The organism is Anaerofustis stercorihominis (assembly GCF_024623185.1).
Taxonomy (GTDB): domain Bacteria; phylum Bacillota; class Clostridia; order Eubacteriales; family Anaerofustaceae; genus Anaerofustis.
In genome coordinates, this window is record NZ_JANJZK010000001.1 from 42,585 (window position 1) to 56,406 (window position 13,822).

The following is a 13,822-nucleotide window of genomic DNA, read 5'->3' on the forward strand; positions in this document are numbered from 1 at the left end:
TTACTTAGGAGGAAAGTAAATGGGAAGATTGTTTGGAACAGACGGAGTAAGAGGAGTAGCTAATACACAGTTATCCTCAAAGTTGGCGCATAAGATAGGTTATGCAGCTACGATAAAATTAACAAAGGATAATGATAAAGTACCTACATTCGTAGTAGGTATGGATACCAGGATTTCGGGGGATATGATTTATGCGGGACTGGTAAGCGGGATAATGTCTGCGGGCGGAAATGTTTTAAATGCAGGGATAATTCCAACACCTGCCGTTTCTGTTTTGGTTAAGGAGTTTAATGCCGACAGCGGTATAGTTATTTCTGCTTCTCATAATCCATATGAGTATAATGGAATAAAGTTTTTTAGTAAGACCGGACATAAACTGCCGGATGAAGTCGAAGATGAAATAGAAAGATATATTTTCGATAAAGTCAGAGACAGAAATATTGTAGGAGATAAAATAGGCAGAGAGACTAAGATTGCTTATCCGGGAGATATTTATATAAAATATTTATTATCTAAATTAGATATAGATTCTTTGGAAGGTCTAAATATCGTATTGGATTTGGCAAACGGTGCTACATATAAAGTCGGACCGGAAATCTTTAAAAAGCTGGGTGCAAATACTGTTTTGATAGCTAACGATCCGAACGGAGTAAATATCAATAATAAATGCGGTTCTACAAGTGTTAAGAATTTATCAAATAAAGTTCTCGAGACTAATGCTGATTTTGGTATAGCTTTCGACGGCGACGGCGATAGAGTTATCTTTGTAGACGATAAAGGCAAAGAGTTTGACGGAGATAAGATAATGTATCTGTTAAGCTGTTATTTAAAGGATAAAGGAAAGTTGAATAAAGATACCTTGGTACTTACCGTTATGAGTAATCTTGGAGTAAAAAAAGCCTTAAAGGCAAAAGGTATCAATATCAGTGAGACCGGTGTCGGTGACAGATACGTTGTGGAAAGAATGCTGGAGGAAGGATTTAATATCGGAGGAGAACAGTCGGGACATGTGATCATTTCCGATATCAACTCTACGGGAGACGGTATAGCTACGGCTTTACTTGTTTGCAAGGCAGCAAAAGAATACGGTAAAAACGTAACCGAACTTACAAAAGATTTGGTTATTTATCCTCAGGTACTAATAAATGCGACGGTAAATAATGATAAAAAGAACGACTATGATAAAGATGAAGTAATAGTATCTGCAATTAAAAAAATAGAAGAAAAATATGCCGGAAACGGCAGGGTTCTTATCAGAACAAGCGGAACCGAACCTTTGGTAAGAGTTATGATCGAAGGGGAAAATCAGGAAGAAATTAAAAAAGACGCAACGGTACTCGCTAAATTAATCGAAGAAAGATTAGTATAATATGTCAAATAAAACTGCAGTGATAAGCGGAGCAAGCGGTGATATAGGTATTTCCCTTGCTCATGCTTTTTATAATGAAAATTATAATTTAGTACTATTATATAATAAAAATAAAAAACCTATATATGATTTTATTGATACTCATAAGTATAGAGATTTAGAAGTTATAGCTTTAAAAGCAGATTTATCCAATGAAAATGAAGTTGAAAATGCTGTTAAAGAAATAAAGGATAACTTTAAAAATATAGACGTACTTATTAATAATGCAGGCATCAGTTTAATTAAATTTTTTGATGAAACCGGCTTAGAAGAATGGGATAAAATTTTTAACGTTAATGTTAGAAGTGCATTCATGTTATCCAAGGCATTTATTCCAAATATGATCAATAGGAAAAAAGGAAATATAATAAATATTTCTTCCATGTGGGGAATAAGCGGAGCCAGCATGGAAGTCGCTTACTCAGCTTCAAAAGCTGCTTTGATAGGTATGAGTAAAGCTCTTTCCAAAGAAGTGGGACCCAGTAATATAAATGTCAATGTAATAGCTCCGGGAGTTATCGATACGAAAATGAATAATAATCTTTCAGATGAAGATTTAGAAGTATTATCTGAAGAAACTCCTATGGGTAGGATTGGAAAACCTGAAGATGTAGCAAATATGGCAGTATTTTTAGCAAGTGATAAAGCTACTTTTATAACCGGACAAGTTATAAGTGTGGACGGCGGATTTATATTATAATCAATTTGACAATGTTCATTATAAAGTGTATATTTTATTGTAATATCAAAAATGTGTTAGGTGAAAAAAAGAATGAAAGTAAACATATTAACCGATTCTACAGCAGATTTAACTAAAGAACAAATGAGTGAACATGATATCAATGTGTATCCTCTAAATATTTATTTTGGGGAAGAAGAATATATAGATGGGGTGACTATTGATCATAGGCAGTTTTTTGATAAGTTATCCAAATGCAAAGAACTTCCTACGACAAGTCAAATCCCTGTTGGACAGTTAAAGGACTTATTTTTAAAATTTACAGAGAATGGGGAAGAAGTAGTAGTTATAACATTATCAAGTAAATTAAGCGGTTCTTATAATTCTGCGGTATTAGTCAGAGACTCTTTAGATATGGACAGGAAAAGCAGAGTTCATTTAATTGATTCACAGAGTGTTACATTGGGGCTATGTAATATAGTTTTGGAAGCATGTAAGCTTAGAGACAAGGGACTTAGCGGTAAAGAAATAGAAGACGAGATCAACAGTATCAAATCCCAAAGTACACTTCTTGCTTTAATAGAAGATTATAAATATCTGGTAATGGGAGGCAGGCTTTCAAAAGCAACTGCATTCATAGGAAATACTTTGAATATTATGCCTGTAGTAGAAATCACGGGCGGCGAAGTCGTACCTATCAAAAAAGTAAGAGGAAGAAAAAAAGGTTATCAATTTATAATAGAGAAAGCACGAGAATATGGAATCGATATGTCAAAAGCTTTTTTTATGGGACATGTTGATGACGCGGAAGCTTTTAATAGTTTTGAAGATTATATGCTTAATAATTTTGAAGAATTAAAGGATATTGAAATATCTCCGGTAAAAAATATCGGAGCGGTTGTCGGGACACATGCGGGACCGCACTGTGTTGGTATAGCATTTTTCAAAAATAACCAAGGGGATCATTAATGGCGGATAAAAATGATAATAATGAATATAATAACAGACTCGCAACTTATCTTGGTTTAGGTTTATGTTTTGGAACCGCCTTTGGAATTATTTTTAAAAATCTTGCAATGGGTATAGGTTTAGGTTTATGTTTTGGCGTAGCATTGGGTTCTTCATTCGATAAAAAAGATAAATAAAATTTTACATTGTATATAATTTAAGTTAATATATACACTATGGATATTAAAAAATGCAACAAAAAAAGTCCTATGCGGACTTTTTTTAGTTTCTTTTTTCTTTGACTTTTGCAGCCTTACCCACTCTGTCTCTAAGGTAGTGAAGTTTTGCTCTTCTAACTTTACCTTGTCTTGTTACTTCGATTTTATCGATTCTTGGTGAGTGTACTGGGAAAGTTCTTTCTACTCCGACACCATAAGAAATTTTTCTTACTGTGAATGTTTCCTGAACTCCTCCATGTTGTTTCTTAAGCACAATACCTTCAAAAACCTGAATTCTTTCTCTTTTACCTTCAACAACTTTAACGTGAACTTTTACAGTATCACCTACGTTAAATTTAGTTACATCAGCTTTAAGGTTTTCGTTTTCAACTAGTTTTAATAAATCCATCGTTTGTGCCTCCCTTCATCTTCAAGCATTCTTACTTACTTTCTAAGCAGAGGAACACCCATAATAGTTATAGTCATCAGACTTATAGCCTAAAAAGTATATCATAACCAAAAGATTTATTCAACTTATTTTTGTTTTTATTTTAATAAAATTTGCTTAGTATCTATATTTTAAGAACTTTAAATGAAATCATCCTAATTATTATCGGGATTATGTTAAAATAAAAGAGAGATAATATCAAAAGGGGCGTTATCATGAAAAGTATATCATTAGAAAAGAAAATAGGATTTTTATTGATATTTATATTTTTGTCGGTATTTTCAACCGTAAATAATGTATTCGCAGTAACTGCATATCCTTATGTAAGTACGCTGATTCAGCCTGACGGAACAAAGTTTGGTGCTTATATCAAAGGAGACGAATACTTTAATTATTATGTTGACGAATCTGATAACCTTATTTTAAAAGATAAAGAAGATGACACTTGGAAATATATAATTAATAAAAACGGCAAATTAGATTTGGGAGAAGTAATCGGTAATAAATCTAAAAGAAACAAATCATCAAAAAAAAATATAATTAAATCTTCGGTTCTAAATAGTGAGACAAAAAAGAAAGAATATTTAAAATTGCAGGGAAAGAGTACAAATATAGAAAAGAGACAAAATTCCAAACCTGTTGATTTAACTAAAGTTCCTTTGTCTAAAAAAAGCAAGTCATTTAAAGGACTTAGTGATAGCGGTTCTTCTGTAAGAGAACTTCCTATGGTAATAATAGATGTCAGTTTTCAGGATATAGAAACGGAGAATACAGAAAAGTGGTATGATACAGTTTATAATGATCCCGACGGGATAAGAGCGTATTATAAGGAAGTATCAAATAATAAGTTTACCGTTGCTCCCGTTAAAGAAACAAATACTTCTCATCCCGGAACTATAAAAGTGAAACTGGATAGAGTACATGGTAACTGGGGTAACGATTTTAATAAAAATGATTTTAACGGAGCAATGCAGGAAATCCTCACCAAGGCAAGCTCATATATAAATTTTAACGATTATGATATAAATAAAAATGGGATAATAGACAATAACGAACTTGTCGTAGTATTCATATTTGCGGGATATGAAGCGGCTATGCTTGATGCCGCTGAGCCGAATTTTTGGGCAAGTCAGATAGAATATATCACACCTTATTTAAAGGCAAATAATACATATATAATGAATTTTGTGGGGTTTGCCGAAAAAAGAAAATTAGATAACGAACCTGATGAGAATATAAACTCTACTGCTACGCTTTGTCATGAACTGGGACACTATCTGGGACTATCCGATTTATATGATATAGATTACGGAGCAGGCAAATGGGCTGGTTGTGCAAATCTTGAATATACGAGTTTAATGGATAATGGGAACTGGGGATATGAAAAATATGAAGGTGCTATAAATACAAAATTTATTCCCTCTCATCTTGATGCCTTTTCAAAATCAATGCTTGGGTATTATGAAAAGAGTTACATACTTAAAAATGGAGAATATACCTTAAACACCGCGTCGAATAATATAAATTATAACTTATATATAATACCGACCAATGATAAAAATAAATTTTATATAATTGAAAACAGACAGTTTAAAAACTTTGACAGAGCTCTTGGCACTTCTTATAAAAGTAGATATGGACTAGTGAGCTGTGAGCCGGGAATTGTTGTATATATGGTAGATATTGATAAATTTAAAAAATACAATTCAAATTATACCGTCAACAGCAGTTATCATCCTCCGGGGATAAGCCTTATAAGACCGAGTAGCGATAATTATGAGTTCCCGTCACCGTTTTGGAGTGACTTTATATACAATTTAAATGATCTAAAAGGGTATGATAAAGTACCTTTTATGTTTATGTGGAGCAATGACTCTTATTCAATATATCGTACTGATATAGTTATAGACACAAATACTCCTTCAAAAGATAAGATGACAATCAATGTTGCTCTTCCAAAGGAAAAAGTAAGTTCGATAAAGACTAAAAATTCTGTCATTGACAGTAATGGAGGCAAAGTTTCTTTTAGAGTAGAGGGAAAGAATTTTTATGGAGACATGACACTTAGTGTATTTGATAATAAAGGGAATAAAATAAACGAGGACTGGGCTCATGCCGTAATTAAAAATGAAGATGTATTAAATATAGTAAAGAGAAATGGAAATATCGAGTTTCCAAAAAACGATACAAAAGAAAATGAAGCTTATGTTGTTAGAGCTTCTTTTGACGGAGGTAAAACCTACAGTAACAAAGTATCTGATATAACGGTAAAAACTTCTTATACAAAAGAGGATGTCAGCACAAACGAGGGAGTAAGCAATATAAATGATAATAAAAACGGCGAAACAAATCAGGTCTCTTCCGCTAAAACTTCGGACAGCGGAGATATGGATCTATGGTTGATAATTCTCGGAGTTTCGGTTTTGGGGACTTTTGGAGTCAGTCTTAAAATCAAATATCATTCCTAATAAAATAAAAAAGAGCCGATGTTATGGCTCTTTTTATTTATCATAAACGTTTAGGATTTCGCCGTAGAATATCATATGATAATCATTATTTCCTTCATAAAATCTTTTTTCAATGTTTTCATAGTCAATTATACCTGTAGGGTCCATTGACTGTTTGTAGACTATTTTACATTCATAGTGCAGTTTTGCTTCGTTTATTACTGGACTTTCCACAGATTGTGCGTCAGATAATGTAAGTCCCGTTTCTTTATATTTATCAAAGTCCCTGCCTGATTTTGTTCCCATGAATGCGATTTCTTTTTTCATTGTATCGTACTCGGGTACGCTTACAGTAAATGAGTCTGCATTTTTAATCAAATCATATGTATTCCTTGAAAATCTAACCATTACTGTCATAATGTCTTTGCCCCATACTCTTCCAACCGTCGCCCAGCCTATAACCATTGTATTTACTTTATCTTTATTTTTGACTGTGAGAAATACTCCCTTGGAAAGTTGTTTATTTAGTAAATCAAAAGCTTCTTTTGTTTCCATTTTAAATCCCTCCTTGGAATTATATTTATTTTATAAAAATATTATAACATTTTTACTTATTTTTACATAGGCGAAAAAAGTCGAAGTTTTGATTTTTATACTTCACATTTTATAAAAAAGTGATATAATTATTTACTGTGAGTATTTGCTCAATTTTAAGATGAGAGGGTATTTATATGAAAGAGAAATTATCCAATTTAGAAAAGTGGAAGAAAAAATATTTGATAGTAAGCATATTACTGATTTTCATACTTAGTGCGGTATTTTTAATCGGAGCCGGTGTTCATTTAATAAATGATAAAAACGCGGAGGAGGGGTATTGGCAGAGCACGGGAAAAATAGATACAAAGGTGGAAGCCTTTGCCAATGATATATCAAAAAAGGCAGCGAAAGTAACTACGGGTCAATATATTGAAACGGTAAAGGAATTTTCAATAAGGGATTCGAAGTATAGATATACGATGATGGTCTGGTTTAAATGGAACGGTAATAATGATCTTGATATGGCTAACCATTTTAGGATCTATCAGGGAACGATAAATAATAAAGAAATAGTCAAGGATTATCATAAAGGAAATTTAAATTATCAGTCTTTGAGAGTAGATGTTACTGTTTCCAAAGATTTCTGGACTACGAGATTTCCTCTGGAATCTCATCAGTTAAAAGTCTATTTGGAATCGGATTACACAATAGATAAGGTAAGACTGATTGCGGATAAGAAGTATAGTTCTTATAATAGTGCACTTGATATAAACGGTTTTAAGGTCAAGAGATATAAAGTTGAAAGTAATATAATGCAGTACGATAATATAAGAAACGATCCGGAACTTAAGGATATAAATGCCTCACATGAAATCAATTCGGAAGTCGTATCCGTACTGGAAATAAACAGAGCAAACTTCGGACTTTATTTGATATGTACCATAGCTCTTATGGGTACCTGTTTATGGGCGATAATCGCATTATATATTTGTTCTCATCATAGTGTGGATCCTTTATCAATGCTTCCCGGAGCTTTGTTTGGTGCGGTATCCAATATTATGGTAGGGGTAAATATGCTTCCTCAAACGCTTAATCCGGGGCTCATACTATTTATAAACGTATGGGGGATAGGTTCTATCCTTGCTACAACGATATCAATAATAAATATAAATCATATAAGAAACGATTTTGGAGAAGAAGAATTTGCCAACAAATACGGAAGTATTATATTTAATATTTCCACAGTGATTTGTGTTATTGGATTTATTGTTCTTCCTCTCTGCGCTTATTTGTAATAAAATATAAAGACTCTTAGAAAGCTAAGAGTCTTTTTTATATATTTATTTTATATTCCAAAAGTTCTTCAACGAATGGTGATAAGCTGTTACGATCTACCATTATAAAAAGCTTTTCTTTTGCCCTTGTCATTGCCACATAAAATAGTCTTCTTTCTTCTGCATATAAAAAGTTTTCTTTATTTTTAAGAAGCAATTTTATGAGATTGTCGTCTGTTATATTGCAGGGGAAGCCCATTAGATTATTAAATGTATTTAGAATAAAAACATAGTCGCATTCAAGTCCCTTTGCTTTGTGTACGGTCATGAACTCAATATTCAAATCCGGTCTTCTTACGACCTTTATATTTACTTCTTTTTCCTCATTTACCGTGATTTCTACTTCCTCGGTTTTTGAATATCTTAAAATATCTTTTTTATATCTTCCGAGAAGCATTACTTCACTCCCAATCGGAAGAGAATATAACTTATCCAAGAATAGCTTTGTAAGATTATTTTTATTTGGAGAAGTTAAAAATTCTATTGAAGAAACACCTGCTCTTTTACTTTTAAGCTCTTTTTTTATTTGATGAGGATTTTGCAGGATGAATTTATTTGATAAGTTTGCGATATTACTGTCAAATCTATAATTGTTTTCTATTAAATATTTTTTAGCTTTATAATCTCTCTCAAAATCATAGAATATATTGATATCGCTTCCCGTAAAACGAAATATACTTTGATAATCGTCTCCTACCGCAAATATTTCACTTTCCGATTTTCTGTATATACTATCCACTAATCTCATTCTGGAAGAGGAAATATCCTGGAATTCATCTATTAAGATATATTTATAGTCTTTTAAATATAATCCTTTGTTTACATAATCCGTAGCCTTTAAAATCATGTCGTTAAAATCGATTTGATTATTGTGATATAAAATTTTTTCATATGCTTCATAAATCGGAAGTACCAGTTTATAAAAAGATTTAGACCTGATTTCCTCGGCTTTATTGTAATAGTTATCTATTTTTAATACATCTTCGCTTTTTCTTGCTGTAGTTTTCATAAGCGTAATAAAATTAGCTGCCAGTTTTTTTATGAAGGAAATATTATAGGCGAAGACTCTGGATATTTCTTCATCTATATCATCGTATGAAAAATTTCTTTTGACATTATATCTATCTAGCTCCTCATTTAGTTTATTCGCAAATTCATTATTTTCAAAGTCATAAGAATATGTAAATATGCTTTTATCTTTAAAATCAGGGTAAGTATTTAAAAACTCTATATAGTAATCATAATTTTTAAGTGCTATTCTTTTGTTTTTAGGATATCCCCATATCGGCTTATTTCCGTCTTTATCGATATAAAGGTTAAATACATATAAATCGTAATCGGGAAGATAAAATCCCGAGCAGAGCTTTTTGAACTCATCTCCTAAGGGGTTTGTCATGAAGTATTCGTAATTTATCTTGTGTAAAAATAAATAGTTGGATATCACATTTTCTTCAAAGGTCATTTTATATTCATTGTCAAGGCTTATGATTGCTTTATCTTTAAGATATTTGTATTCATGTTCCTTTTTATCAAAGTTTTTAAAGGGTACATATTCATGATAGTGGTTTATGAGAAAGTCGTAGAATTCATAATACTTTCCCTTTTTAAGTCTGATATCCAGATACTGGCTGACAAACTTGCTGACTCCGTTCTTATAAAGGGTAACATCATATCCGTCTACACTGTTTATTATACTTTTACCCAGTTTATGAAATGTAAACACATCTATATCTTCATGGGTCACTCTTCTTATTCTTTCCTTAAGTTCATTTGTCGATGAATTAGTAAAGCTTAATATGAGTATATCATCTTTATCCGCTTTCCTTTTTTCAATCAGATATTTGACTCTTGCGAGAAGGGTTGTGGTTTTTCCGCAGCCTGCACCTGCAATTGCAAGTATATTTCTTTCTTCGCTGTTTACACATTCTATTTGGGCTTCATCAAGTTCTTTTTCTTCTATGTTTGTTATTAAATCAATTTGTTCATTCATAAATTTTATTATATCACTTTTATCAGTAACACAAAATAATATTTCTCATATTATATAAGTGTATAACAAATAAGAACATAAACTTAGGAGGATTTAAAAAGTGGAAGAAAGAACATGTAATACTAATACAAGAGGTGTGGAATGTCTAATTGTTGATAAGGTTTATGATGCCTGCTCAAAGAGAGAATGTATTCAAAATATGACATTTGAACTAGCGTTGAATGGAGATATCTCAGAATATACTTTCCTTTATGCACAATTCGGAGAAACCGAAGTTGAACAATATGAAGATGAACCATTCTTCACAGAAATGGATGAATGTCATGCAAGACTAAAATGTGTTGTTGCGGTTCCGATCTATGCTGTACTTAGAAGAAAATGTGACTGTTCAATAGTAGCAGTTGAAGCAAAACCTGTATGCAAGGGATGTGTACAATCAGACAACAAGATCAGAATTCCTGTAAGTACAGTTATGGACTTAAACAGAAAATTCGTAAGACAAGGCAGATTTATTCCTACAGCAGAATGTTTTGTAGAAGCTAACTGTGTAAACAGATCAGGCGGATGTCAAATATCTATGACACTTGGTTTCGTGATCGTAGTAAGTGCTGTATCTAAAGTAAGCTTAAAGGTTCCTACATTCGGATATTGTCCAATACCTGAAGAATGCAGAGAAGAAGAATGTGCACCAAACTTCTGTGAAACATTTCTTAGTGAAGATATTTCAGCATTTAGGGATTTTTTCCCATCAAACAGCTCATGTGACACATGCGAATGCGATGACTAATATCTATTTTTATTAAAACATATTATGTATTAAAAAAACGGGGGATTTTTCCCTCGTTTTTTATATAAAAGTATTTAAATAGTCCGATACATCATCAGGTATTTTGAAATCAAATTCCATTTTTGCAATACTAAGTGTTACGTAATTGATGTCTTTGTAAGTTATTATTTTTGCTACCTGGATAAATTTTGTTGAATTATCTTTGCTTCCGGCTTTTTTTGTTTTGTTTTTGTACATAACAAATTCTGCATTCTTTTTTGCATCATCGGGAAGTTCTTTTATTTTCCATTCGTCAAGCTTTATTGCATTGATGAAGTCTTCCATATTGTTATGTCCGGAAATCATGTCGACCCTTTTATTATCTACGATAACATCTATCCTGTCACTGTTATTTATAGTGTCATCATAATCTTCGATATTGAAATCATTGTTTACGCTGAATCCGCAGCCTGTAAATCCTATTAATAATAAAACAGATAATAGTATCACAAATATTTTTTTCATTTTATTTCCCTCTTTGATATAGGTCTTATTTTAAGTTTTCGGGGTTAAGACCTTTTAATTCTTCTGGTACAAATACTCCGTTCTTTCTGATGAGTACATCGTCGAAATAAATTTCTCCGCCGCCCTTTTTTTCTGTTTGTATCAACACAAGGTCCCAGTGAAGAGAAGATTTGTTCCCGTTATCTGCATCTTCGTAGCAGCAGCCCGGAGTAAAATGGATACTTCCGGCTATTTTTTCATCGAATAAAGTGTCGAGCATAGGTTCGTTGATAAATGGATTGATACCTATAGCGAATTCTCCCACATATCTCGCACCTTCATCCATATCAAATACTCCGTTCATCCTTTCACTGTTATTTGATGTTGCTTCTACGATTTTCCCGTCTTTGAATGTCAGTTTGATATTTTCATATATAAATCCGAGATGATCGCTTTTTGTATTATAAGATATAGTCCCGTTTACGCTGTCCTTTATAGGTGCAGTATAGATTTCTCCGTCGGGTATATTCATATTACCGCAGCATGGGATTGCATTCATTCCTTTTATAGAGAATGTTAAGTCTGTATCCGGACCTTTTATTGTTACCTTATCGGTTTTTTCCATTAGTTCTTTTAATGGCTCTACCGCTTTAGCCATTTTTGAATAATCAAGACAGCATACATCAAAGAAATAATCTTCAAAAGCGTCTTTGCTCATCTTTGCGCTTTGTGCCATAGATCCGTTAGGATATCTTAAAATCACCCATTTGGAATTATCTACTCTCTCTCTCAAAACCGGTCTTAAAACCGATGATTGAAGAGAAATATTGTCGCTTGGAACGTCGCTTAATTCGCTTGCATTATCCGAACATCCGATACCTATATATGCGTCCATCCCTTTCATTTGATATAATTCGTAATCATTTTGGAACTCAAGCTGTTCTTTGCTTACTCCCATTAAAATTTCTCTATTTATACTTGAGTCGGTAAGTTTTAAATAAGGAAATCCTCCTGCTTTATAAACTTCTCTTACAAGAGCTTTTACCAAATCTCTCGTATCTTCTATCCCTCCGGCATTTATAAGAACTTTTTCGCCTTTTTGAACGTTTGTTGAAAAAGTAACAAGGTTATGTGCCAGCTGTTCTATTCTTTTGTCCATAATAAATTATGCCTCCATATATACTAATTTGTTATATATTATTTTACCATATTTTATTAATATTTATTATAGATATGGAAAAGAAATATTTTTTTTGATAGAATATAAAAAAACATAGAGAGTGGTAATATGAAAAATAATGTCGTAATAGGAAAAATATTCAATGTTCATGGAATAAAAGGGGAGCTGAAGGTTCATCCATTAACAGATGATATCAATAGATTTAAAATTTTAAAAAGATGTTTTATAAAAAATAAAGAATATGAAGTGTCGGCTGCCAGAAGAAATAAAGACCAAATCATCCTAAAGCTTAAAGGTCTTGATGACCGAAACGAGGCGGAAAAATTAAAAAATGAATATGTGGAAGTGCTCAGAGAAGACAGTGTGGGGCTGGAAGAAGGCGAGTATTTTATCGAAGATTTAAAAGGGTTAAAAGTATTAAATGAAGAAGATAAGGAAATAGGCGTCATGTCGGATGTGCTTACCAACGCTGCGGTTGATATTTATGTATTTAAAATTGAAAATAGAGAGCAAATGCTTCCTGCTTTAAAAGAGAATATCTTGGAAATAAAAATTGATGAATATATAAAAATAAATTCCAAGAATTTGGTTTATTAGGAGATACTATGATTTTTAATGTACTTACTTTATATCCGGAAATGATAGAAGCCTATAAGGAAATCGGGATTATAGGCAGAGGCGTCAACAGCGGAAAATTACAAATCAATGCAGTAAATATCAGGGATTACTCAAAGGACAAACATAGAAGAGTCGATGACGAAATTTACGGTGGGGGAGCGGGTATGCTTATGAAAGCCGAACCTGTTTACGACTGTGTAAAAGATATAAAAAAGAATAGAGATGTTCCTGTTATTTATTTTTCTCCGAGAGGCAAGATTTTTAACAGCGAGCTTGCCAAAAAATATGCAGACCTCGATGAAGTAATACTTCTTTGCGGTCATTACGAAGGTATAGATCAAAGGGTTGTAGACCTTTGTGTAGATGAGGAAATAAGCATAGGAGATTATATCTTGACGGGCGGTCATATTGCTTCAATGGTGTTCATAGACACTGTAAGCAGATATGTTACTGGAGTTCTCGGAAACAGCGAAAGCTATCAAAAAGAGAGTTTTGAAGACGGGTTATTGGAGGCGAGTCAATATACGAGACCTGAGGAATTTATGGGTATGAAAGTTCCCGAGGTATTATTATCAGGTCATCATAAGAAAATAGAAGAGTATTATAAGGATGAAGCTTTAAAGGAAACTAAAAAAAGAAGAGAAGATTTGCTTTAGGATATTTTTTAAGTAATTTGTAGTATGTAGGGGCGCGGAGTCTGCTTGCAGGTGAAGTGCCCCGTCATATAAAAAAGAAACCTTATTAT

Annotated in this window: 14 protein-coding genes; 9 read left to right on the forward strand and 5 right to left on the reverse strand. The window is 32.5% G+C overall.

Annotation, left to right across the window (positions count from 1 at the left end; translation table 11 throughout):
• The first annotated feature begins 19 nt into the window (after positions 1-19).
• The 4 genes from glmM (at position 20) to NSA01_RS00270 (ending at position 3,232) form a co-directional block, all read left to right on the forward strand.
• Positions 20-1,369: a phosphoglucosamine mutase gene (gene glmM / locus NSA01_RS00255; protein ID WP_257479532.1), complete on the forward strand. Its 1,350-nt coding sequence runs from the start codon at positions 20-22 to the stop codon at positions 1,367-1,369.
• 1 nt (position 1,370) lies between these two features.
• Positions 1,371-2,108 carry an elongation factor P 5-aminopentanone reductase gene (gene ymfI / locus NSA01_RS00260; protein ID WP_257479533.1) on the forward strand — a complete coding sequence of 246 codons (738 nt, stop codon included), beginning with the start codon at positions 1,371-1,373 and terminating at the stop codon, positions 2,106-2,108.
• 72 nt (positions 2,109-2,180) lie between these two features.
• Entirely contained in the window at positions 2,181-3,056 is an 876-nt protein-coding gene (locus NSA01_RS00265; RefSeq protein WP_257479534.1) for a DegV family protein, read from the forward strand.
• Positions 3,056-3,232: a hypothetical protein gene (locus NSA01_RS00270; RefSeq protein WP_257479535.1), complete on the forward strand. Its 177-nt coding sequence runs from the start codon at positions 3,056-3,058 to the stop codon at positions 3,230-3,232. The genes NSA01_RS00265 and NSA01_RS00270 overlap by 1 nt, the downstream gene beginning before the upstream one ends.
• An 85-nt stretch (positions 3,233-3,317) precedes the next feature.
• Here the strand turns inward: NSA01_RS00270 and rplS are convergent, their stop codons facing one another.
• Positions 3,318-3,662, reverse strand: a complete 345-nt coding sequence (gene rplS / locus NSA01_RS00275) for a 50S ribosomal protein L19 (RefSeq protein WP_257479536.1) — start codon at positions 3,660-3,662, stop codon at positions 3,318-3,320.
• A 254-nt stretch (positions 3,663-3,916) separates the two neighbouring features.
• Between rplS and NSA01_RS00280 the strand changes: the two genes are divergently transcribed.
• On the forward strand, positions 3,917-6,169 hold the full coding sequence (locus NSA01_RS00280; protein WP_257479537.1) for a M6 family metalloprotease domain-containing protein: 2,253 nt from the start codon (positions 3,917-3,919) through the stop codon (positions 6,167-6,169).
• 33 nt (positions 6,170-6,202) lie between these two features.
• Here the strand turns inward: NSA01_RS00280 and NSA01_RS00285 are convergent, their stop codons facing one another.
• Positions 6,203-6,703, reverse strand: coding sequence for a flavin reductase family protein (locus NSA01_RS00285; RefSeq protein WP_257479538.1), 501 nt, complete (start codon positions 6,701-6,703; stop codon positions 6,203-6,205).
• Between the two features lie 176 nt (positions 6,704-6,879).
• Here NSA01_RS00285 and NSA01_RS00290 point away from each other — a divergent pair, with 176 nt between their 5' ends.
• Positions 6,880-7,980: a hypothetical protein gene (locus NSA01_RS00290; protein WP_257479539.1), complete on the forward strand. Its 1,101-nt coding sequence runs from the start codon at positions 6,880-6,882 to the stop codon at positions 7,978-7,980.
• A 37-nt stretch (positions 7,981-8,017) separates the two neighbouring features.
• Here the strand turns inward: NSA01_RS00290 and NSA01_RS00295 are convergent, their stop codons facing one another.
• Complete coding sequence (locus tag NSA01_RS00295; RefSeq protein ID WP_257479540.1) at positions 8,018-10,009, reverse strand: UvrD-helicase domain-containing protein; 1,992 nt, start codon at positions 10,007-10,009, stop codon at positions 8,018-8,020.
• A 100-nt stretch (positions 10,010-10,109) separates the two neighbouring features.
• On the opposite strand from NSA01_RS00295, the gene NSA01_RS00300 reads away from it, so the two are divergent.
• Positions 10,110-10,796, forward strand: a complete 687-nt coding sequence (locus tag NSA01_RS00300; protein ID WP_257479541.1) for a hypothetical protein — start codon at positions 10,110-10,112, stop codon at positions 10,794-10,796.
• Positions 10,797-10,856: 60 nt separating this feature from the next.
• On the opposite strand, the gene NSA01_RS00305 is transcribed toward NSA01_RS00300, so the two are convergent.
• Both NSA01_RS00305 and NSA01_RS00310 read right to left on the reverse strand, forming a co-directional pair.
• Positions 10,857-11,300, reverse strand: coding sequence for a hypothetical protein (locus NSA01_RS00305; protein ID WP_257479542.1), 444 nt, complete (start codon positions 11,298-11,300; stop codon positions 10,857-10,859).
• Between the two features lie 25 nt (positions 11,301-11,325).
• Positions 11,326-12,441 (reverse strand): aminopeptidase, encoded by a 1,116-nt coding sequence (locus NSA01_RS00310; protein ID WP_257479796.1) that lies wholly within the window; start codon positions 12,439-12,441, stop codon positions 11,326-11,328.
• A gap of 126 nt (positions 12,442-12,567) precedes the next feature.
• Here NSA01_RS00310 and rimM point away from each other — a divergent pair, with 126 nt between their 5' ends.
• Together rimM and trmD are read left to right on the forward strand one after the other, a co-directional pair.
• Positions 12,568-13,056, forward strand: a complete 489-nt coding sequence (rimM, locus tag NSA01_RS00315) for a ribosome maturation factor RimM (RefSeq protein WP_257479543.1) — start codon at positions 12,568-12,570, stop codon at positions 13,054-13,056.
• A gap of 8 nt (positions 13,057-13,064) precedes the next feature.
• Positions 13,065-13,733: a tRNA (guanosine(37)-N1)-methyltransferase TrmD gene (gene trmD, locus NSA01_RS00320; protein WP_257479544.1), complete on the forward strand. Its 669-nt coding sequence runs from the start codon at positions 13,065-13,067 to the stop codon at positions 13,731-13,733.
• The last annotated feature ends 89 nt before the right edge of the window (positions 13,734-13,822 follow it).

Excerpts from the sequence above, each read along its gene's own strand:
- trmD (WP_257479544.1), top strand. The coding sequence starts at position 13,065 with ATGATTTTTAATGTACTTACTTTATATCCGGAAATGATAGAAGCCTAT.
- rimM (WP_257479543.1), top strand. The coding sequence starts at position 12,568 with ATGAAAAATAATGTCGTAATAGGAAAAATATTCAATGTTCATGGAATA.
- NSA01_RS00285 (WP_257479538.1), bottom strand. The coding sequence starts at position 6,703 with ATGGAAACAAAAGAAGCTTTTGATTTACTAAATAAACAACTTTCCAAG.
- glmM (WP_257479532.1), top strand. The coding sequence starts at position 20 with ATGGGAAGATTGTTTGGAACAGACGGAGTAAGAGGAGTAGCTAATACA.
- NSA01_RS00265 (WP_257479534.1), top strand. The coding sequence starts at position 2,181 with ATGAAAGTAAACATATTAACCGATTCTACAGCAGATTTAACTAAAGAA.
- NSA01_RS00305 (WP_257479542.1), bottom strand. The coding sequence starts at position 11,300 with ATGAAAAAAATATTTGTGATACTATTATCTGTTTTATTATTAATAGGA.
- NSA01_RS00290 (WP_257479539.1), top strand. The coding sequence starts at position 6,880 with ATGAAAGAGAAATTATCCAATTTAGAAAAGTGGAAGAAAAAATATTTG.
- rplS (WP_257479536.1), bottom strand. The coding sequence starts at position 3,662 with ATGGATTTATTAAAACTAGTTGAAAACGAAAACCTTAAAGCTGATGTA.
- NSA01_RS00295 (WP_257479540.1), bottom strand. The coding sequence starts at position 10,009 with ATGAATGAACAAATTGATTTAATAACAAACATAGAAGAAAAAGAACTT.
- ymfI (WP_257479533.1), top strand. The coding sequence starts at position 1,371 with ATGTCAAATAAAACTGCAGTGATAAGCGGAGCAAGCGGTGATATAGGT.
- NSA01_RS00280 (WP_257479537.1), top strand. The coding sequence starts at position 3,917 with ATGAAAAGTATATCATTAGAAAAGAAAATAGGATTTTTATTGATATTT.
- NSA01_RS00270 (WP_257479535.1), top strand. The coding sequence starts at position 3,056 with ATGGCGGATAAAAATGATAATAATGAATATAATAACAGACTCGCAACT.